The organism is Paenibacillus sp. FSL R5-0923 (assembly GCF_038009145.1).
Classification (GTDB): Bacteria; Bacillota; Bacilli; order Paenibacillales; family Paenibacillaceae; genus Paenibacillus_AQ.
The window spans coordinates 4,881,101-4,901,648 of record NZ_JBBPAT010000001.1 but is presented as its reverse complement, the minus strand read 5'-3'; the positions used below and the strand labels follow the sequence as shown (position 1 = coordinate 4,901,648).

Annotated in this window: 22 protein-coding genes and 1 riboswitch; of the genes, 14 read left to right on the top strand and 8 right to left on the bottom strand. The window is 43.1% G+C overall.

What is annotated here, in order from left to right; genetic code table 11:
* The first annotated feature begins 9 nt into the window (after window positions 1-9).
* From MKX35_RS21985 to MKX35_RS21945, 9 genes are all read left to right on the top strand, one after another.
* Window positions 10-1,356 (top strand): ABC transporter substrate-binding protein, encoded by a 1,347-nt coding sequence (locus tag MKX35_RS21985; RefSeq protein WP_076299429.1) that lies wholly within the window; start codon window positions 10-12, stop codon window positions 1,354-1,356.
* Between the two features lie 16 nt (window positions 1,357-1,372).
* Window positions 1,373-2,971 (top strand): response regulator, encoded by a 1,599-nt coding sequence (locus MKX35_RS21980; RefSeq protein ID WP_076299428.1) that lies wholly within the window; start codon window positions 1,373-1,375, stop codon window positions 2,969-2,971.
* Window positions 2,972-3,142: 171 nt separating this feature from the next.
* On the top strand, window positions 3,143-4,207 hold the full coding sequence (locus MKX35_RS21975) for a fatty acid desaturase (protein ID WP_042187494.1): 1,065 nt from the start codon (window positions 3,143-3,145) through the stop codon (window positions 4,205-4,207).
* 161 nt (window positions 4,208-4,368) lie between these two features.
* Window positions 4,369-5,505, top strand: coding sequence for a sensor histidine kinase (locus tag MKX35_RS21970; RefSeq protein WP_076299427.1), 1,137 nt, complete (start codon window positions 4,369-4,371; stop codon window positions 5,503-5,505).
* Window positions 5,505-6,107 carry a response regulator transcription factor gene (locus MKX35_RS21965; protein WP_042187498.1) on the top strand — a complete coding sequence of 201 codons (603 nt, stop codon included), beginning with the start codon at window positions 5,505-5,507 and terminating at the stop codon, window positions 6,105-6,107. The genes MKX35_RS21970 and MKX35_RS21965 overlap by 1 nt, the downstream gene beginning before the upstream one ends.
* A 125-nt stretch (window positions 6,108-6,232) precedes the next feature.
* Entirely contained in the window at window positions 6,233-7,318 is a 1,086-nt protein-coding gene (asd, locus tag MKX35_RS21960; RefSeq protein ID WP_076282867.1) for an aspartate-semialdehyde dehydrogenase, read from the top strand.
* A gap of 263 nt (window positions 7,319-7,581) precedes the next feature.
* On the top strand, window positions 7,582-7,833 hold the full coding sequence (locus MKX35_RS21955; protein ID WP_076282866.1) for a hypothetical protein: 252 nt from the start codon (window positions 7,582-7,584) through the stop codon (window positions 7,831-7,833).
* Between the two features lie 115 nt (window positions 7,834-7,948).
* Window positions 7,949-8,131, top strand: a complete 183-nt coding sequence (locus tag MKX35_RS21950; protein WP_042187505.1) for a DUF3934 family protein — start codon at window positions 7,949-7,951, stop codon at window positions 8,129-8,131.
* 114 nt (window positions 8,132-8,245) lie between these two features.
* Window positions 8,246-8,938 (top strand): pseudouridine synthase, encoded by a 693-nt coding sequence (locus tag MKX35_RS21945; RefSeq protein WP_076299426.1) that lies wholly within the window; start codon window positions 8,246-8,248, stop codon window positions 8,936-8,938.
* On the opposite strand, the gene thiE is transcribed toward MKX35_RS21945, so the two are convergent.
* The 6 genes from thiE to MKX35_RS21915 are packed head-to-tail and all read right to left on the bottom strand — an operon-like array spanning window position 8,919 to window position 13,730.
* The gene (thiE, locus tag MKX35_RS21940) at window positions 8,919-9,575 is read right to left on the bottom strand and encodes a thiamine phosphate synthase (protein WP_143759434.1); all 657 of its coding nucleotides are present in this window, start codon (window positions 9,573-9,575) and stop codon (window positions 8,919-8,921) included. The genes MKX35_RS21945 and thiE overlap by 20 nt on opposite strands.
* Window positions 9,565-10,392 carry a bifunctional hydroxymethylpyrimidine kinase/phosphomethylpyrimidine kinase gene (thiD, locus tag MKX35_RS21935; RefSeq protein ID WP_076299424.1) on the bottom strand — a complete coding sequence of 276 codons (828 nt, stop codon included), beginning with the start codon at window positions 10,390-10,392 and terminating at the stop codon, window positions 9,565-9,567. Before thiD ends, thiE begins: the two co-directional genes overlap by 11 nt.
* A 22-nt stretch (window positions 10,393-10,414) precedes the next feature.
* Window positions 10,415-11,209 (bottom strand): hydroxyethylthiazole kinase, encoded by a 795-nt coding sequence (gene thiM, locus MKX35_RS21930; protein WP_076299423.1) that lies wholly within the window; start codon window positions 11,207-11,209, stop codon window positions 10,415-10,417.
* Window positions 11,210-11,249: 40 nt separating this feature from the next.
* Complete coding sequence (locus tag MKX35_RS21925) at window positions 11,250-12,284, bottom strand: ABC transporter substrate-binding protein (RefSeq protein WP_076299422.1); 1,035 nt, start codon at window positions 12,282-12,284, stop codon at window positions 11,250-11,252.
* Window positions 12,281-13,054, bottom strand: a complete 774-nt coding sequence (locus MKX35_RS21920) for an ABC transporter permease (protein WP_081382860.1) — start codon at window positions 13,052-13,054, stop codon at window positions 12,281-12,283. Before MKX35_RS21920 ends, MKX35_RS21925 begins: the two co-directional genes overlap by 4 nt.
* Complete coding sequence (locus MKX35_RS21915; RefSeq protein ID WP_081382859.1) at window positions 13,035-13,730, bottom strand: ABC transporter ATP-binding protein; 696 nt, start codon at window positions 13,728-13,730, stop codon at window positions 13,035-13,037. Before MKX35_RS21915 ends, MKX35_RS21920 begins: the two co-directional genes overlap by 20 nt.
* A gap of 267 nt (window positions 13,731-13,997) precedes the next feature.
* Window positions 13,998-14,101: riboswitch (TPP riboswitch) on the bottom strand.
* Between the two features lie 223 nt (window positions 14,102-14,324).
* On the opposite strand from MKX35_RS21915, the gene MKX35_RS21910 reads away from it, so the two are divergent.
* From MKX35_RS21910 to MKX35_RS21900, 3 genes are read left to right on the top strand one after another with little or no spacing between them, the layout of a single operon-like run.
* A complete protein-coding gene (locus MKX35_RS21910) occupies window positions 14,325-15,161 on the top strand; it encodes an amino acid ABC transporter substrate-binding protein (RefSeq protein WP_076282859.1) in 837 nt (278 codons plus the stop codon).
* Between the two features lie 51 nt (window positions 15,162-15,212).
* The gene (locus MKX35_RS21905) at window positions 15,213-15,881 is read left to right on the top strand and encodes an amino acid ABC transporter permease (protein ID WP_076299420.1); all 669 of its coding nucleotides are present in this window, start codon (window positions 15,213-15,215) and stop codon (window positions 15,879-15,881) included.
* A gap of 14 nt (window positions 15,882-15,895) precedes the next feature.
* Window positions 15,896-16,648: an amino acid ABC transporter ATP-binding protein gene (locus MKX35_RS21900; protein ID WP_076282858.1), complete on the top strand. Its 753-nt coding sequence runs from the start codon at window positions 15,896-15,898 to the stop codon at window positions 16,646-16,648.
* Window positions 16,649-16,742: 94 nt separating this feature from the next.
* Here MKX35_RS21900 and MKX35_RS21895 read toward each other — a convergent pair whose 3' ends face one another.
* Complete coding sequence (locus MKX35_RS21895; RefSeq protein ID WP_042187523.1) at window positions 16,743-17,405, bottom strand: S-layer homology domain-containing protein; 663 nt, start codon at window positions 17,403-17,405, stop codon at window positions 16,743-16,745.
* 321 nt (window positions 17,406-17,726) lie between these two features.
* On the opposite strand from MKX35_RS21895, the gene MKX35_RS21890 reads away from it, so the two are divergent.
* Window positions 17,727-18,200 (top strand): Fur family transcriptional regulator, encoded by a 474-nt coding sequence (locus tag MKX35_RS21890; protein ID WP_042187525.1) that lies wholly within the window; start codon window positions 17,727-17,729, stop codon window positions 18,198-18,200.
* A gap of 365 nt (window positions 18,201-18,565) precedes the next feature.
* On the opposite strand, the gene MKX35_RS21885 is transcribed toward MKX35_RS21890, so the two are convergent.
* Window positions 18,566-19,246: a TIGR00266 family protein gene (locus MKX35_RS21885; protein ID WP_042187527.1), complete on the bottom strand. Its 681-nt coding sequence runs from the start codon at window positions 19,244-19,246 to the stop codon at window positions 18,566-18,568.
* A 145-nt stretch (window positions 19,247-19,391) separates the two neighbouring features.
* Here MKX35_RS21885 and MKX35_RS21880 point away from each other — a divergent pair, with 145 nt between their 5' ends.
* Window positions 19,392-19,598, top strand: a complete 207-nt coding sequence (locus MKX35_RS21880) for a hypothetical protein (RefSeq protein ID WP_076282856.1) — start codon at window positions 19,392-19,394, stop codon at window positions 19,596-19,598.
* Window positions 19,599-20,548 lie beyond the last annotated feature (950 nt).

Genomic DNA, 20,548 nt, shown 5'->3' with positions numbered 1-20,548 from the left:
GAGATTGACATGAAGTGGTTATTAAAGTGGGGCTGGATGTGGATATATCTAGTGCTTATATCTGGCGCTGTTCTATTTATTACGTTAGGAGATCACGAACCGATTGAAGATAATTCACCAGAAAAAATAACGCTGACTTTCCGTCACTTCTGGATCAAAGAGCATGATCGGCCACTGCTGGCTATCTTTGAAGAGATCGTGGATAAATACCAAATTGCGCATCCGAATGTGAAAGTCAATTTTGAAGGACTAGACCAGACGATACACCGTGAACAAAAGCTGAAAAGCGAGATGGTTACTGGCACGCCACCAGATATGTTTGTTTTATTTGGTGGAGCTGAAATAGAGCCGTACGTGCGCTCCAATCGGCTGGTTGATCTGACTGATTTTGTTCGAGAGAACGGTCTAACCAATCAATTCAAGGATCTGCATCTATGGACCTTTGACAACCATATTTATGGATTGCCCATCGAAGGAAACGCTGAACCACTGTATTTCAATAAGACTATTTTCAACAAGCTTGGTCTAGTGGCGCCTACAACGCTTCAAGAACTCGATGATGTCATACTGAGGCTCAAGGCTGGAGGATACATTCCGTTTGCACTCGGGAACGAGGATCGCTGGCCTGCCGGGATCTTTGCACATTATTTAATGGATCGTTATGCTGGCTCCGAAGTGTTCCAAAAGCTAATCACAGGTGAAGATCAAGCGAGCTTTCAGAATGAGTCCTATTTAAAGGCTTTTGAGCATTTGGATCAATGGATAAAAGAAGGTGCCTTTAGTCCCCAGTCTAATGATCTCTCAACTGAAAATGCAGTCGGTTTGTTTACAAGCGGCAAGGCTGCGATGTATTTAAACGGGAACTGGGATATCAATTTATTTTCTGGTAGTGCGGCTCCAGCAGATTTTCAGAATGAGGTAGGCGTTATTCCATTTCCTGCCTTGAAGCAAGGAGAGGAGCCTTCGATTGCGGGGGGATATACCATCGGCATCGGTCTTTCCTCCGAACTAAATGGAGCTAAACGGGAAGCCGCTTTGGATCTTATGAAGGCTTTTTACACGCAGGAAGTTCAGACCCGAATTGTATATGAAGGACTGAGAATTCCATCCATTCGTATTGCTTTTGATCCGGAGAAGACCGGTCCGGTATTCGCGCAAGTGATGGAAATGATGGAAGTGAACCGCAAGAGCTTTGTGCCTTACGATAACGTATTATCACCTGAAGTTAAGAAAATGTTCCTAAGTGTCATCGAAAAAATGATTAACGAAGAAATGTCTGCAGATCACGCTTTAAAGCTAGTGCAGGCATCATCGATGGAATACTGGAATCTGATCCAAAACTCAAGTGTTCAATAAGCATGGAGGTGCTGGAATGGATGAGATAGAAGAGAAATATAAAGTACTGCTCGTAGATGATGAGCCGATTATTCTTCGTAGTCTAAAAGTAGCTATTCCATGGGATGATCTCCAGATGGAAATTGTGGGAGAGGCTCGAAATGGAGAACTAGCCCTCCGCTTAATAGAAGAAACTACCCCGCATATTATAATCAGCGATATCCGTATGCCTGTGATTGACGGAATCAATTTGATGAAGGAAGTATTACCAAAGAATTCTAAGCTGGTATTTATCTTTATAAGTGGTTATGGGGAGTTCGAATATGCGAGAGAAGCTTTGCGTCAAGGAGCCTTTGATTATTTGCTGAAACCCATCGACCATGACGAACTGGTTGAAATGCTATACCGAGCGAAAACGAGGCTAGATGAGCAAAAAGAGAACGATCAGATGATGCATTCCGTTCAGATGCTGTCGATGCTAGCTCGTGAACGGATGTTTGCTGAAATTACTTTGGGAAATGCAAGGCCGCTTGAACACCTGAAATGGCTGGAGAACAGTGAACTTGAGAGTGGATATTTCATGGCTGTTGTCCAATTGGATGATTATTCTGTGCTTACTGGGCAGTGGAGTGTGGAAGAAAAGCGGCTGTGGCTGTTTGCGATCCGTAATATTGTTGAAGAGTGGTCGCTGGAACATGGAGTACTTACAGTCTTTCCTTTTCATAACGGGGAGTGGATATTGCTCTTTCCTGGATCTTTAAGCGCTAGCAGAAGAGAACTAGGTGAACATTTAATTACAGGGATCAAAAGATACTCCAAGCTAAGCTGCTCTGTAGGAATCAGCCGCTGTACACAAGGGATTGATCAATTAAGTACGGTGTATCCATTGGCTGCGAAGGCTTTGTATCAACGTTTCTATTATGGTCTTGCCGGGGTGTATATAGATGAGGAAACAACCTTCGCAGGCAATACAGAAGTGAAATATCCAAAAGAGCTGGAGACCTCGTTGATAGAGAGTATTCGTACCTTGAATAGAAACCAAATGTCATCATTGTTTGATGAGTTGGCATTATATATTGAAGCTCAAGCTATTCCTAAAGAGATAGCAGAACGTCTTCTCGTGGAAATGGTTGTTGTGTTATACAGACATTTTGAACATTTGAATCTAAATTCGGATTGGTCTCTACATGGATTACTAAGTAAGCTGCACCATTTGGTTACCTTGAGTGAAATGATGTCTGCGTTGAAGGAAGAATTTGGGGAGCGATTGGATCAAGGTAGTAAACCTGTGAATCGGGAAGATACACGTAGTTCAATCGAGAAGACAAAACGTTATATCGAGAGTAATTACTATAAAGACTTAAGTATTGAAGAAGTATCGGAGCTTGCCGATCTTAGTATCAGTCATTTTTGTACTCTATTTAAACAAATAACAGGCTATACCTTCTTGGAGTATGTGACTCACTGTCGAATGGAGAAGGCGAAGGATATATTGCAAAGTAGTAATGTGAAGGTATATCAGATCGCTCCACTAGTTGGTTATCAGGATCCACGATATTTTACTCAAGTCTTTAAAAAAGCTAGCGGTCAGACGCCTACGGAATATCGTGAAGAGCATGCGAAGCAAGCTAATTAACAAAGAAATACACGGATTGCATAGCAAAAGGGGGAAAATAGGGCATAAGTATGACATTTATCATACCCTTTACTTGATGTTTATGACTTATAGGATGACACTTTATCTCCTATACTTAGGATAGATAAAAAAAGATCCTTAGCCAGACACATCAAGGAGGAAACGATAAAGATGACTACAAAACAGACATCACAGCTCTCCAGTCTTAAAAAAAGTGTAGCCCCTTACGAAAAAAACGACCGCAACGCGAGCATAAGACAGCTCATTAATACTTTAGGGCCACTTGTGCTGTTATGGGGCGGAGCTTATTTCTCTTTATCCGTTTCCTACTGGCTCACCCTTTTGTTGGCCATTCCTGCAGCAGGATTTGTAATCCGGACTTTTATTATTTTCCATGACTGTACACATGGTTCGTTCTTTAAGAATCGTAGAGCGAATGACATTATCGGAACGATTACAGGTGTACTTACACTTGTTCCTTATCGGCAGTGGAAGCATAGTCATTCCATTCATCACGCCAGCTCCAGTAACCTCGATAAAAGAGGGATTGGTGACATATGGATTATGACTGTCGATGAATATGAAGCAGCTTCATCCTGGAAACGTCTGTATTACCGGATTTACCGTAACCCACTCGTGATGTTCGGTTTAGGACCTATTGCTGTTTTTATGATTCAATATCGGTTTAATGCTAAAGGCGCTAGACGTAAAGAGCGGATGAATACCTATTTAACAAATGTATCTATCGCAGCTCTCTATGGTTTGCTTATTTGGGCGATCGGCTGGCAAGCCTTTATCATGGTGCAATTGCCAATAGCCTTTGTATCCGGTTTTCTCGGAATATGGTTGTTCTATGTTCAGCATCAGTTCGAGGATTCCTACTTCGAGAATGAATCGGAGTGGAGTTATGTTATGGCTGCAGTAGAGGGAAGCTCATATTACAAGCTACCTAAGCTATTGCAATGGATCACAGGGAACATCGGGTTCCACCATGTCCATCATTTAAGTCCAAAGGTACCCAACTATAATTTAGAAAAAGCACATAATGCAACTCCACCATTGCAAAAGGCGACGACCATAACACTTAGCACTAGCTTGAAGGCTCTACACTTCCGTCTTTGGGATGAGGAGAATAAGTGCTTCATCAGCTTTAAAGAGGTAAAGTCGAGACTAAGCAAACCTAAGGTAGCGGGAGAAGTCCTGCAAGTTCATAAGACTAGACTCCAAGGAGAATAATAACTATAGGTTCGAACAAAATAGGAGTATAAAGAAAGGTTAGAGCCGGAGAAATCATTCGTGGCTCTAATCTTTTTCTATTTATCGTAGTGGTTCAACAGATTTTCACTGAATTTGTGCTAGAATAAGGAGAGTAATGTATGGTAAAAAGGAGAGCGGTCATGCAAAAGTGGCATCATATTTTTCATAAAAGCACAGGTCTCAGCCCTTATGTGTGGGTCGTTTTTTACATTCTACCGTTTTATTTTATATTTCGCTCCTCCTCTACCTACCAAGTAGTTTGGGGAATCTTGATGATTGCTGTATTTTTTGTTTGTTATGTGCTTTCCTTTGTTTCTAAGGGGTGGCTGGTTTATTTCTGGACGAGTGTCCAAATTATAGTTTCTATAACAATGACGCTTTTGTTCGGATATATGTATTTCGCACTTTTTCTAGCCTTTTTTATTGGGAATATACAGAATCGAGTAGGGTTCTTCACACTGTACTCTATTCATCTGTTAACTACGATCATTACAATCAATTATGAGCTGCTCTCGCGTAATTCAGTGTTTATTAGTCAACTACCGTTCGTGCTAGTAAGTATGATTGCAGTGATTCTACTTCCAATCAGTACGTATAACCGAAATAATCAGGGCAAGTTACAAGATCAATTGGAGGATGCGAATAAGCGAATCTCCGAACTCGTTAAGATTGAAGAACGTCAACGGATTTCGCGAGATCTTCATGATACATTAGGTCAGAAGCTTTCATTAATTGGTCTTAAGAGTGACTTGGTGGGAAAGCTAATTGATTCTAATCCTACGCAAGCCAAAGCTGAGATTAATGATGTACGGCAGACAGCGAGAAGTGCGCTAAAAGAGGTCCGGGAAATGGTTACGCGAATGCGTGGCATTCGGCTTGAAGATGAACTGATTCATATTCAGCAGTTTCTTGCAGCTGCTGAGATTGATTTTAAGCTGGAGGGGAATCCGAAGCTAACCAATACCTCATTGATAACTGAAAATGTGCTAAGCATGTGTATAAAGGAAGCTGTCACTAATGTTGTGAAGCACAGCGGGGCAAAGTCTTGCTCTATTCAGATTAACCCCTCACGCACGGATCTAGTCATTAAAGTGAAAGATGACGGGACTGGGATACCCGGGAACGATCTTTATTTTAAAGGTCATGGGCTGCAAGGCATGAGAGAGCGTCTTGAATTTGTGAATGGCTGTATGGATATCGTGAGAGATAGCGGGACTACAATTGTGATTAAAGTACCCAATGCATTCAAACATCAGGAACAGGAGGTCATCCTATAATGATTAAAATTGTAATCGCTGAGGATCAACGAATGCTCCTCGGGGCGCTGGCTTCTTTGCTCGATTTAGAAGAGGATATGAAGGTCGTAGGCCGAGCAAGTAACGGGGAAGAAGCTGTTGCAATGGTTCAGCAGCTTAAACCGGATATCTGTATTATGGATATTGAGATGCCGGCAATGAGTGGTCTCGACGCTGCAGAAGCCCTGAAGACTAGCGGCTGCAAAACGATGATATTAACGACCTTTGCCCGGGCGGGATATTTCGAACGTGCGCTCAAAGCGGGTGTTCATGCTTATTTACTGAAGGACAGTCCTAGTGAAGAGCTGGCACTCTCTATCCGGAATGTTATGGCAGGCAGACGCATGTATGCACCGGAGCTGATGGATGAAGCCTACAGCGGTGAAGTGAATCCATTGACTCAGCGGGAGAAGGAAGTACTCGGCCTGATCGCCGATGGCAAAAATACGAAAGAAATTGCCAGCGAGCTGTACATTACCACTGGTACGGTACGGAACTACATTTCTGTTATCCTCGATAAGCTGGATGTGGGAAATCGGATTGAAGCGATCACTCGATTTAAGGAAAAAGGCTGGTTTAAATGAAAATATTAAATTTTTTAATGTTATTTTGATGTTAACACTCGCCAAATGTTCTCGACCCGTATATCATTAATTATCGGCCTATTATTCACAATAGGACAGTTAATCAAAAGGAAGTGTATTTTCTGATGTCAAGAAAGCTAAGAGCCGGCATAGTTGGCGGCACAGGTATGGTAGGACAACGTTTTATTGCCCTTCTAGAGAATCATCCTTGGTTTGAAGTAACTGCGATTGCTGCCAGTGCGAAATCTGCTGGGAAAACGTATGAAGAATCGGCCAAGGGCAGATGGAAGCTATCCACTCCAATGCCTGAGAACGTGAAGAATATTATGGTTCAAGATGCTTCTAAGGTAGAAGAAGTAGCTGCGGACGTAGACCTGATCTTTTGCGCAGTAGACATGAAAAAAGAAGAGATTAAAGCGCTCGAAGAAGCTTATGCTCGTACGGGTACTCCAGTTATCTCCAATAACTCAGCGCATCGTTGGACACCGGACGTGCCTATGGTTATTCCTGAGATTAACCCAGAGCATCTTGAGGTTATTGCGCAGCAAAGAAAACGTCTGGGAACTGAGACTGGTTTCATTGCGGTTAAACCTAACTGCTCCATTCAAAGTTATGTACCTGCACTTCATGCGCTCAAAGAATTCAACCCATCTAAAGTGGTAGTCACCACTTACCAAGCGATTTCGGGTGCGGGCAAGACTTTTGCTGACTGGCCTGAAATGCTGGACAACGTGATTCCGTACATTGGTGGCGAAGAAGAGAAGAGCGAGCAAGAGCCGTTGCGCATCTGGGGAAGCGTGCAAGAAGAAGGTATCGTAAAAAGTGAAGCGCCGACGATTACTTCGCAGTGTATCCGTGTGCCTGTAGCGGATGGACATATGGCTGCTGTATTTGTTTCTTTTGAGAAAAAGCCATCCAAAGAAGAGATTCTGAAACTCTGGAATAGCTTCAAAGGACGTCCTCAAGAGCTTGAACTGCCTAGCGCCCCTAAACAGTTCATTACTTATTTCGAAGAGGAGAACCGTCCACAGACCAAATTGGATCGTGATATTGAGAATGGTATGGGCGTATCGACGGGCAGACTTCGCGAAGATGCCATCTATGATTACAAATTCGTAGGTCTCTCCCATAACACCCTGCGCGGAGCAGCTGGCGGTGCTGTATTGATCGCTGAGCTTCTGAAAGCAGAAGGTTATATTCAGCCTAAATAAAATGGATAAGCTGTAAAGCTGATTCGAAATAGACACCTCATCAAAGCTTAGTCTTTGATGGGGTGTTTTTTAATGGGTTGATTTGGTAAAATAAGTTAGGGAAGGAGCTGATATACCTGTATAAATATTTATTAGCTTTTTTATGGTTACCTTTAATACTATTCACAAGCGGATGTACATCATCAACTCAAGAGGAGCAAGAGTACGGAATATCTTCTATAAATGCTGAAATTCCTATTCCTAAGAAAGCAAAGGAAATCGAAGTGACAACAACTTCAAGTAACCCCAATATAAAAATAGGCGTAAAATACGAATTGGATAATATAGGGGGAGAACAAGGTCTCTATCGACCTGACCACTACTTTAATAAATTAGAGGATGCTGGCTGGGTGGAGCTGGAGGACAAGCGGTTAGGGCATGTGCAATTTTTCGAAAAAGAGGGTACTGTCATCGCCATTGAAATACATGAAGATACCTTTGATATTCATGAAATGAATAAAGATGCTAAATACTAATCAGAGTATCGTTAGACGAAGCTGAGCTATTACTTAAACAGAAAGTTTGAGAGTGTGGTAAAATAGATGAAGTGTATAAACTATACGAATTCTGAATGACTGACGGAGTGATAAGATGGGTGCAAAAAGTAAAGGTGGCGGCACGGGCAGAGGTACGGGGAGTAAGGGCTGGACACGCTGGAACAAAACAGCAAAACCAGTTAAACCTGCTAAAGGTGCTCCAACCACGGGTCCAGGCGCTAAAGATGCAAGTGGAAGCAAGGGCAATAACGTGAAAAAAAGCGGAAGCTCGAAATAGCTCCCTTGAAATCAATTATTCCTGAAGGTTAACATCTGATTTTGATCGTTAAAATCAGGTGTTTTTTTATGGATAGATGCAAGTACCAGTATCAGAAGGAAAGTAGGATCATCAGTGAGAATCGATAAATATATAAGCGAAACAGGCTTCTGTTCCAGAAGGGAAACGAAACGACTCATTACCGCAGGGCGGATCGCTGTTAACGGCATCGTCTGTGATGGGAATATTCTTTTAGAGCCAGAGGATATCGTATGGATTGATGGAGAGCCCATAACAAGCAGTAAAGGGGAGCCGGTATACCTCGCGCTGAATAAACCGATAGGCATCACCTGTACAGCTGCGCCAAATGTAGCTGGGAATATTATAGATTTTGTAGGTTATCCCTCACGGATCTTTGCGATCGGCAGATTAGATAAACACTCGGAAGGCCTCATTTTGTTAACCAACGATGGAGATATCGTAAACAAAATGATGCGTTCCGAGAATGGGCATGAAAAAGAATATGTAGTTCATGTAGACAAGCCGATAACGTCAGAATTCATACATGCCATGTCTAGTGGTGTGGATATTCTTGGCGTCACAACAAAACCTTGTGAGGTCTCTCGGATCGCGGAATGTCAGTTTAGAATTATCCTAACTCAAGGCCTTAATCTGCAAATACGTAGAATGTGCAAGGAGTTAGGATATAGAGTACTAAAGCTAGAGCGTATAAGAATCATGAATATTACACTTGATAGTTTGGAGCGAGGACAATGGCGGCATTTGAGCGGAGAAGAGCTGAGTGAGCTTATGACCCGCTTAAATTAACTTCGTGAACAAATCCTCTGGCTGCCAAGGTGATGTCTTCAGCGCCCGCAATAGCTGAGATAACGGAGATACCGTCCGCACCCGCAGCTAGTACTGGTGCTGCATTGTGCACCGTGATCCCGCCTATGCCAACCAAAGGAATCGTAATGCCGCTGTTTCGTATTTCTTCAATAAATGATGTGCCTCGAACAGCTTGGGCATCCTCCTTGGAAGAGGTAGGATAAACAGGACCAATGCCCAGATAATCGGCTCCATCCGCTATCGCCTGCCGAGCTTCGGCGAGCGAATGAGCGGACACACCAACGATCTTATCCTCGCCAAGCAGCTGCCTAATCGCCAGCGCAGGGGTATCATCTTGTCCTACATGAATGCCGTCCGCATCAAGGGCGATGGCTAGATCAATATCGTCATTAACGATAAAAGGGACTCCGTTAGCACGACATATCTTTTGGAGCCGTCTTCCTAAATTAAATTTAACTTGGGCAGTTAATGCCCCCGTACCTTTTTCACGAAATTGGAACATCGTTATGCCTCCCGCGACCGCTTCTTTTAATACCTTGGCTGGGGCTATCCGACAATTCACACTGCCCATAATGAAATAGACTTTTAATAAATCCCGCAGTTGATCACTGTCTATTTGCTTCAAGGTTCATCCCTCGCAATCTATTCTGATATGCAAAATGATTCGTAGGTCCATGTCCAGCCCCTATGCCCAGCTCGTCTTCAATCGCCGCTTGTATAAAAGCTTTAGCTATGTGTGTTGCTTCGGGAACGGTTTTGCCCTTAGCAAGCTCGGCAGTGACTGCTGCTGAATAGGTGCAGCCTGTGCCGTGCGTGTGTCTAGTCTGAACTCGTTGACTCTCCATAAAGATGAATTCGTGACCATCATATAGGAGATCCACAACAGCCGTAGTTGAGGTATCATGCCCACCTTTTAGCACTACATAGTTAGAGCCCATGGCATGAATGAGTTTAGCCGCTTCTTTACGATCGTCTATAGTAGTGATGCTTCTGTTGGTAATCATTTCAGCCTCTGGAATATTGGGTGTCGTCACTAAGGCTAGCGGGAGGAGATGATTGATTAAGGACTGAACAGCTTCTTGCTGTAGCAGCGTGGAACCCCCTTTAGCAACCATCACAGGATCAACTACAAGATTACGCCAGCTGTATTGCTGTATCTTCTCTGCTACGATACGTATGATGTCACTGTTAAAAAGCATCCCGGTCTTCACAGCATCCGGCTTCAGATCAAGTCCAATGGAATCAAGCTGCTGAATAATAGCTTCCAGTGTCAACGGATAAACGCCTTGAACTCCGAGGGTGTTCTGGGCTGTCACAGCCGTAAGAGCACTCATTCCATATACAGAAAGCTCCTGAAAGGTTTTTAGATCTGCTTGGATGCCAGCGCCACCACCGCTATCCGAGCCGGCTATAGTTAAAGCTTTAGATATCATCATTGTTCACTCCTTAGGGTTGTTATCTGAGTTGCTTAATTATTGATTTATCTTGGTAAGTTTCAGCTGTGACCAAGCTCAATTGATTTAGAAACTCGATTTGAAAGCTCCCCGGACCTTGTCCAGTCGTTAGTTCAGCGGCGATTTCAGCAGCCACTCCATAGAAGGAGAGAGCTTCGACTGCGGCTTCAAGAGATGCTCCTTCACTTACCGCTAGAAATGCACCGACTACTGCACTTAGCAGACAACCGGTTCCCGTTACTTTCTTTAGAATTGGGTGACCATTGCTGGCAATGTAGGTGTTATCTCCATTTGTGATGACATCGTCTTTTCCGGTGATGATAACTACACAGCCTAACTTCCGCGCGGCTGTCTCAGCCAAGACGACTACGTCGCCATCCCCTTCGCCTGCATCTACCCCTTTAATAGACCAGCTCTCACCAATGACATTGGCAACTTCAGCTACATTGCCACGTAGAGCGGTAATCTGCATCTCATTCACTAGCTTTTGAGTGACCGCTGTTCGATAAGAAGTGGCTCCCGCACCCACTGGATCAAGAACTAAGGGAACGCCGTGCTTATTCGCAGATTGTCCCGCGAGCACCATGGATTGAATGGCGTAGTCATTCAGTGTGCCGATATTTAGAACTACAGCAGATGAAAATGCGGCGATATCGACCACTTCCTCGTGAGCATCCGCCATAAAGGGGGAGGCACCGAGCGCCAAAAGACCGTTGGCAGAGAAATTGGCTACGACGATGTTGGTGATATTGTGGACAAGTGGATTGGATTCCCGTACTTTGGATAGATAACTCATGATTATTCCTCCTCAAGTTTTATGAGCGAATAGCTAATGTTTAAAAATTAATAAAAGCATCCTCAGCTTTGATGTCAGTAGACAGTAAATCATTGTCCGATAGCCACTGTCGTACCTTCTCCCAAGACGTGGGCGCTTGATATCCAAAATCTTGATCACCCGCATTCATTAGCGGTAGTAGAATCGCGAGGCTCTTCTCTTCAATTTGCTTATCGAGTGGAGAGGTCTCATCTTCGTGTGCAAGCAGCAAATTTAACGCTTTTTCCGGATTATCCTGCACAAATTGTTGTCCTTTTGTAATTGCATTTACAAACTTTTTGAAATAGGATTCAAAATTTTGTATTCCTTGATCGCTGGCGACAAGGACTAGCTCATAATAATCGGGGACTCCGTAATCCGTGGGATTGAACGAGTTCACGCGATGACCTTCTTTTTCCAAGATTAATTGTTCGTGGTTAATGAACCCTCCCATAATGGCATCCACTTGCCCCGTCGCAATCGCCGGAATAAGGTCAAAGCCTACGTCTATTAATTTGCTGGCCTTTGGGTCACCCCCATCGTTTTGGATCATCGTACGAATCATGGCTTCATAAAGAGGAATGGAAGAATACCCGATCTGTTTACCTGTGAGGTCTTTGGGACTATGAACGTCTCCAGCCTGAGGTACCATTAAATGATTAAGCGGATGTCTCACAATCGCTGCAATCGAACGTACTGGAATGTTCTCACTGCGTGCCATGAGCACCTGAGGTTGATAACTAAACGCTAAATCGATTTGATTCGCTGCTACAAGTTTCAGTGCGTCATTGCTGTCTGCGGGCATTTGGATCTCTACGTCCAGACCTTCCTCTTGGAAATAACCGTTCTGCTCAGCAGCATATAAAAAAGAGTGAACGGCATTGGGATACCAATCGAGCATAATCGTCAGCTTGTGCGTTTGTATAATTTCGTTATTAGATGAATTAGCAGGAGGACTACTTACATTGGATGTTTTTCCGCAGCTGGTGAAGATTAGGACTGAACATATGAGAAATACGGGAATAAGCCATTTTCTTTGGGAATTCAAATCATTCATTGCTTAGATCCTCTTTTCTTTAAAAATAATGGTTCGAGCAGAGCTATCATCAGAAACAACACTACACCAAGCGCGGACAACAGAAATACAGCGGCGAACATTTCGGCACTTTGCATATTTCCGGCCATCCTTCGGCTAAAGTAACCGAGTCCTTTGCTGCCGCCGAGCCATTCGCCGATGGTTGCTCCAATCACGCAGTACACAATGGATAGCTTTAGTCCTGAGAAAAAAGAGGGCAGCGCCAGCGGGATTTGGGTTTTAGCAAGCAGTTGCCAGCGGTTTGCGCCAAATGTTAACAATAAGTCTTTGTAGGCTTGACCACTTGTACGAAGTCCGTCATATGTACTCACAACGACTGGAAAAAAAGCAGTTAGAAACACAACAGCCACTTTGCTCCACAGCGTATACCCGAACCACATAATAAAAATGGGGGATAGCGCGATTAACGGGATCGTCTGACTGATAATAAGGAACGGATAGATGGCCTTTTCAAGTGGGCGAAATAAGAACATTCCGGTGCCCAGCAGTGAACCACAGATAACCGAGAGAACAAAACCTACCAATATTTCCTGCAGTGTCGCCAATAAATGCGGTCTGAGTAATTGCCTGTGTTCGATCAATGCGATACCTATTGAAGAAGGTGCAGGTAGGATAAAGGCTGGAATCAAGTGAAGACGAACAGCTGATTCCCAGATCACAAGAATGAACAATAGCAGTAGAATGAAGGGGCCGTAATTGTTTAAATATTTTTTAAAAGGTATGGGCTGCATACAGTCTCCGCTCCAACTCTTCCCGTAACGCTATAAACCGGGGTTCATAGTTCATCTTGTAATGTCTTGGCCTCGGTAAATCAACGACGATCTCCTGTAATTCGCTATGCATGCCTCCAGACAATAAATAAATCCGATCGCTTAGTAACAGCGCTTCCTCTAGATCATGGGTGATGAGCATCACTGTTTGATCCAGCTCATCCCAAAGCTCCAACAGCCAACGGTGTATCTCACGTTTGGTCATAGCGTCGAGCGCTCCAAATGGCTCATCTAGCAGCATAAGACCGGCCCCGCCGCCAGCTACAAGCGTTCGTAGAAATGCGACTCGCTGTTTCATGCCACCCGATAGCTCATGGGGATAAGCCCTCTCTACATCGGCCAAACCGAAGCGTGACAGCATTTCCCGAATGTGAGAGATCGTCTGTTGTTTACTAAACCTTGGTTTAATCTCCCAGGGCAAAAGACAGTTGTCGAGCACGGTTCTCCAAGGCAGCAGCAAATCCTGCTGAGGCATGTATGCGATCTGACCTAAGCGAGAAGAGGATGACGAGTTCGAATGAATTTTTATTTTCCCATGAGTGGGTTCGAGCAAGCCTGCTATAGTTTTGAAAAGCGTACTTTTCCCGCTTCCGCTAGCCCCAATGACAGAGACAAATTCTCCTTGCCTGATATCCATGGATAGATCTGCGAATACAGGGGGTTGTTCTGATTCCGGAAAGGAGTAGGTTAAGCCTTGAATGGATAGGATTGTCGTGATGATCGAACCTCCTAAAAAGTTTTGTGAGCGTTGGCTTCTTGGAAAGCATCGTACAAAACTTGCTTCGGAAGCCTACGCTTAAGTTTTGTGATTGATTGTAAACAAATAAAGACCCATTCTTTTCCGGTGGGAAATAAATGGGTCAAAAAGTTCATTCAGCATAGGAACACTAAAAATGCATGGGATGAAAATTCTGCTCCACTTCCCTCCGCTGGTATGATCCAGATCAGGTTCCAAGGGTCCGGAGCTTGAAGCTCCGTCTCAGTCGGCCGACTCCCCTAGTGAAATAACAGGTCCATATTTAATTTGTTTATAAATATACCATATCTTTCTGAGATGTAAAGAGAGGATCTTGTGAAGGATTATTCTAAGAATGGGTAATATAAGGGTAGAGATTTACCTAATATTACAATTCCGATGTATATAATCGGAAAAAACCATTGACGGTAAACAGCAGCCAGTGTAGTATACAATTTACCGGATGAATTCCGGGTAAAGAGAGGGGAATTAATAATGAAAAAACTAAGTTTAACTATTCTATTGGCGTTAACCGTGGTGTTTGTAGCGGCCTGCGGCAATAATTCGAATACCGATACTTCTAAAAATTCTTCAGCTGGAACGAATGGTGGAAATACAGCCACTGCGCAAAACAGTCTGGAAGCTGTTAAAGCTAGCGGCAAATTGCGTATAGGAACAGAAGGGACGTATGCACCCTTTACTTATCATGACGCTTCGGGGAAACTGACCGGCTTTGACGTAGAAATTGCTGAGGAAGTAGCGAAGCGCCTCGGTGTTGAACCAGAATTTTTTGAGACACAGTGGGACGGTATTTTTGCTGGGATGGATGCCAAGCGGTTTGATGTTATTTTTAACGAAGTATCCATTAATGAAGATCGTAAAGTGAAATATGATTTCTCTGAACCGTATATCGTATCTAAAGCGGTATTGATAGTAAGTGAAAACAATGAGGATATCAAAACATTTGCAGATCTTAAGGGTAAAAAAGCCGGACAATCTCTAACCAGTAACCTGTCCGATATCGCCCGTGAAAACGGTGCTGAAATCGTTGCTACAGACGGGTTCAATCAAGCGATGGACCTATTGACCTCAGGCCGTATTGATGCGACTGTAAATGATGGTTTGTCTTATCTAGACCTGAAAAAGCAAAAGCCTGATGTGAAAATTAAGGTGGTAGATGAGATTCCTGACGGTTCGCAAAGCGCAGCTGTTTTCTTAAAAGGCAACGATGAGTTGGTAAAAGCAGTTAGTGATGCAATTGTTGAAATGAAGAGCGATGGCACATACTTAAAGATTTCTGAGAAATACTTTGGTGCTGACGTTTCAAAATAATACAAGGTTTCAGAAGCTAACCAGCTTGGAACCAAAAAAGGATGTCTAAAAATGGATGACCGCAAAATACAAATTTTCTTAGATTCACTGCTACCCCTGCTAAAAGCTGGGGTGGCTTTTACCATTCCTTTGGCATTGATATCATTTGCACTTGGACTGATCTTAGCGATATTGACTGCACTAGCTCGTCTCTCCCCGTGGGTACTTCCGAAGCTGATTGCTCGCTTTTATGTATGGGTCATTCGTGGAACCCCTTTGTTGGTACAACTGTTTATTATTTTCTATGGTTTGCCGGCAGTTGGAATCGTGCTCGACCCTTTCATAGCCGCGACCATTGGATTTACGCTTAGTGTAGGAGCTTATTCATCAGAAATCATACGTGCTGCTATCCTGTCTATACATAAAGGTCAGTGGGAAGCGGCCTTCTCCGTTGGGATGACTCGTGCCCAGGCACTGCGCCGCGTTATACTGCCACAAGCTGCCCGTGTTTCTGTACCGCCGTTATCGAATTCCTTTATTAGCTTGGTCAAAGACACTTCACTGGCAGCGACCATTACCTATACGGAGATGTTCAGAACAGCACAGCAGGTTGCTTCCACCTCCTATGAGCCACTGCTGATCTATTGCGAAGCAGGATTGTTCTATTTACTATTCTGCTCAGTGTTATCAGCACTGCAAAATTACTTGGAGAAACGACTGAGTCGTTACTCTGCGAGCTAAAGGGGGAGACAATTATGATTGAAATACTTAATTTGCATAAATCCTTCGGTGAGCTGCAGGTATTAAAGGGCATTGATCTCGAAATGGAACATGGCAAGGTACTGGTCATTATTGGCCCATCGGGTTCAGGTAAAACAACGCTTTTACGCTGCTTTAATCTGCTTGAAGTCCCTGATAAAGGAAGCTTATCGCTCAGTGATATTAAAATTAATTTCACGGATAACAAGAAAATCCCCCAGAAGTCCATTTTGGCATTACGCCAAAAAACAGGGATGGTCTTTCAGTCCTATAATCTTTTTCCGCATATGACTGCACTAGGCAACGTGATGGAAGGGCAGGTGACGGTCCAGAAACGATCCAAGGACGAAGCACGCGAACGTGCCCTTCAGTTGTTAACTAAAGTTGGCTTGGCGGACAAAGCGGATGCTTATCCGCACCAACTGTCTGGTGGCCAGCAGCAACGGGTAGCTATCGCTCGTGCCATGGCAGTAGATCCAGAGGTGCTGTTGTTCGATGAGCCTACCTCTGCGCTTGATCCAGAGTTGGTGGGGGAAGTACTTAAGGTTATTAAACAGTTAGCGGCAGAGGGAATGACTATGGTGATAGTGACCCATGAGATGAAATTTGCTGCGGATGTGGCTGACCGGATCATTCTGATGGATGGAGGCCATATTCTAGAGCAAGGGACTCCGCAAGAAGTTCTTGAGCATCCGCAGCATCCTCGTGCTCTACAATTTCTGAACAGAATTAGTGGAGAAGAAGTATAGAATAAGATCAAGACGCAAAAAAAGCAGTCCAGGACTATACCTGGGCTGCTTTTTCTTGTTTACCATTCAATGTTAGTGGTGTGTCGCTTCTAGGTTAGGATTTAATACCGGTCTTCAGAAATTCCAAAGCATTATAGAGCATAATCGCAGCTTCGGCGCGAGTGATTTCACTTTTTGGATTAAACTTCCCATTGGCGTCTAAACTATTAATCTTGTATTTAAGAGAACGTTGAATGCTGCCTTGATAAGAAGGATTCAGCGCAGCATCGTCAGCGATATCTACGGGCACTATATTGATCATCGGCAGATTCCCAATGCCTTCGACCCCTTGCACTAGATAATTGGTGAACTCTTCTTTGGTCATTGTTTTGGTTGGATCAATGTCCTTAGGAAGCTCGACATGATTGTAATACGCATTGATAAAGGCTTCAGCGTACCAAGCTTTATCCTTGACTTTCGTGAACAAGCCACTGGCAACGGGAGCTTTGTTGAAATCAATAGCCGCGAGACTAAGCTGGAGTCCACCCGAAATGAACTGGATCCCTTGTGCTGTTGTTACTTTGGAGCTGGGCAAGAATTGGGATTCACTAACCCCTTTGATCAAGCCTTGATTTTTTAAAGAAATAATTTTTTCTTTGCCGTTTATATTATCAATATCCTTAAAGGTATTTCCGGCTGCAAATATTTGGCCACCCAAAGAGAAGGAGAGAATCGTAACGGTTGTAATCGCGGCTAACGTTCTTTTTTTCATATTCATGGTTATTTCACCTCGTTGTATGGATAGGCCTCGTGGCCGCTATCACAAACTTAAACGCAGAAAAATATGGAAAGGTTGCGGTCAAACCTATAATATTTCACGAAAAAGTAGATTTTGGCAGAAAAATAGGCAGGAATGGATGAAAGAACTTTGGATAAGAGAGCTGAAATGTTATAATGATGTCAGGCTCTATTCATTCGTGATTATTTTTGATATGATTATATCGTAACGATTACTATTTACGTTTAATATTTTGATGCATAAATGGGTGCGTCTCAGTGGATACGGATGTTAAATCATTCCGGGAAGGTAGGAGATCAAATGGATCAAATTTCAAATATCAGTCAGCTTTTTGCGGCGCAAAAATATAAATTAACGCCCCAGCGTGAGGCCATAGTGAACATATTGCTCGACAATGAGAAAGATCATCTCAGCGTAGAAGAAGTATATATGCTTGTTAAGAACAGTTATCCGCATTTAGGGCTGGCAACGGTATACCGTACACTTGAGCTCTTATGCGAGCTTCACATTGTAGAAAAGATGAACTTCGGAGATGGAGTCGCTCGTTACGATCTGCGCGGGAATGATCATTCTCACATGCATCATCATTTGATATGCAGCGTGTGCGGCAGGTTGGAGGAAATTAAGGATGACTGGCTGGTGGAGCTGGAGAAAAGAGTGGAACGTGAATATGGCTTTAACGTCACGGATCACCGCCTTGATTTCAAGGGCACTTATGACACATGTAAACGAACAGGCTGCAAAAAAGAAAAAGCAAACAAAGCGGTTTCTTAAGCCGCTTTCTACCTAAAAGAAGAAGCTGTCTCAGAAGTAGTAAGTACTACTTAAGGGGCAGCTTCTTTTTCGGAAAAGAATTAGGGAAAAACTCCCTCTAAATAACTGATAATTGGCCGATATGAATGGAAATGGGGAAATCCTCCCTATAAATCGGCGAAAAATCTATATTTCACAACAAATCAGTTGAATTATAGGGAGGATTTCCCTAATTAGTAGTCAAATGCGCAGAAATCTTTGAATTATAGGGAGATATTTCTTAATTTGCACGCAAAGCAGCGCTTCTTGAAAACCGGAGAAACGCTACATTGCCTTTTAAACTGTTAAAGGAAATCCTACTTACGGGAAAGCCTATGTCATTTTTCTTAGCTTCGAGTGGGTACGAAGGATTTAATCCACGTTCCGAAGCTCCCAGGGTTACGGCTCTGAACGAGGATTACACCTTCTCCGCGGAATCGGCAGACAAGCGCTTCACCACTGGTTAAACTGTTCAACCAACCCGAGGCTGCTTTTTCTACCTTATAGTCCATATAATCTGGCCAAGCGACGAGATGTCCATTGTCGATAATCATCTCTTCACCAGGTGCTAAATTAATGGCGTGGATCGCTCCGAAGGAGGACAGGAATACTGTTCCTCTGCCGCTGATTTCTACAATGAAGAAGCCTTCACCAGAGAAAAGTCCGCGTGTTAAATTTTGCATTTTGGTATTTACTTGAATGCCTTCCGTACCGGCTAAGAATCCGTCCTTTTGAACTAACAGCTTATAGGATCCATCTAATTCGATAGCTTGGATATCACCTAATGATCCAGGAGACAGTAGGACCTCACTTTGACCACGGATAGCTCTGAGTTCCTGGAAGAAGAACTTTTCACCGCTCAGCATTCTTCCCAGACCCCGCATTACGCCTCCATCAGCCGTTCCTTTTAACTCTACGTTAGGAGACATGGCAACCATTGCGCCCATCTCAGCTTTAACACTTTCGCCGGGGTCCAAATATACCTTTAACATTGCAAAAGCACCCTCGTACAAAACATCGTATTTCATCACTAAAAACCTCCGAATCTATTTAGATAAGTAAGAAAACTTGCAGTGATCTCATTGTAACGGAATTCTGGCTGCGCTCATAGTCTGTATTATGTTAAACTGTAGTTGTCTAATAGTTCATCAATGAATAGGAGAGTGGTGCCACATGGCACGAACCAAGACTCAAAAAGCCTTGTTAAAGGCAGAGCGCTCAGGTATCTGGTGCGCAGCTCAAAGTCGCAGATCCAATGGGGATTATAGCGCCATTTCACAGCATGTACGGTTAACGCCGAGCAAACAACAGCAATTGAATAAGAACAAACACAAGGAGCGGATCTTCCAAGATGATGCTCCTTTTTATTTGGCGATTTGAAAATAATGTGTCACTCTGTAGGAGGACAAGAACATAGTCCCATTGCCGATTTGATATATGTCTAATTCAGATATTCTTTACGATAGTAGGTCGTTCCAGAGTTATCATGATCAGGGACTTGTACAAAATGTGAATAGAATTATGCAGATGAACTGTTATTACCAATCTGGATCTTACGAGTGCAAAAATGAATGATAAAGCAGCCTTAAAGTACGTCAAAGAAAGGGGTTCCCTTCTCCGTATTGTTATTGCCATATACTCAAATTCTTCACCCGCCAAGTCAAGCCAAACCATCGTACAATCGGGTGATCCTTATTGTCTTGAGAGACTTGGAAAGTATTATGAACGGTTAAAAAAGGCAAAGAAATGACCTTCAGTATGCCTTTGAAAATTAACAACTATACCCGGGTCTGCCAATTACAGAAGTAAACAACCGTCTCGATCAAATCCAAAGCGAAATGGAAAAGTGGAAGCAGCTGCGAGGGCATTTTCGAGTTATCCATACAAATGTCCTGAGGTTCTCAGAGCAAAGTAAAATCAAATATTTCGTAATTAAACCATATGTAGTCCATTAATTATGCTCCTGTTTAAAACGATAAAGGTTATACATACAATATATCATTGAACTAAACTGCTCGTTAGCTTAATGAGGCAATGACAGTCTAACACTCTATTTTCCGAGTCTAATACTTTATTTTTTCAGTCTAATTGTTCATTTTCTTTTAACATGTAAACCTAAAAACAAACAGAAAAATAAGGTTCAGGTGCTGTTCTAATGCAAATAAAAATTACGCTAAGGTTTATATCAGTTTCATTAGAATAATGGAGTATATAAATTAATGTTTAAGAGAATAAAGAGCTCTTAGTTGATCACACTGAGTATCTTTATCTTTATTACTGATGTGCTGGGTGAAAGATGCAACTATCGAGAAGGAAGGGTTCATCTGGTT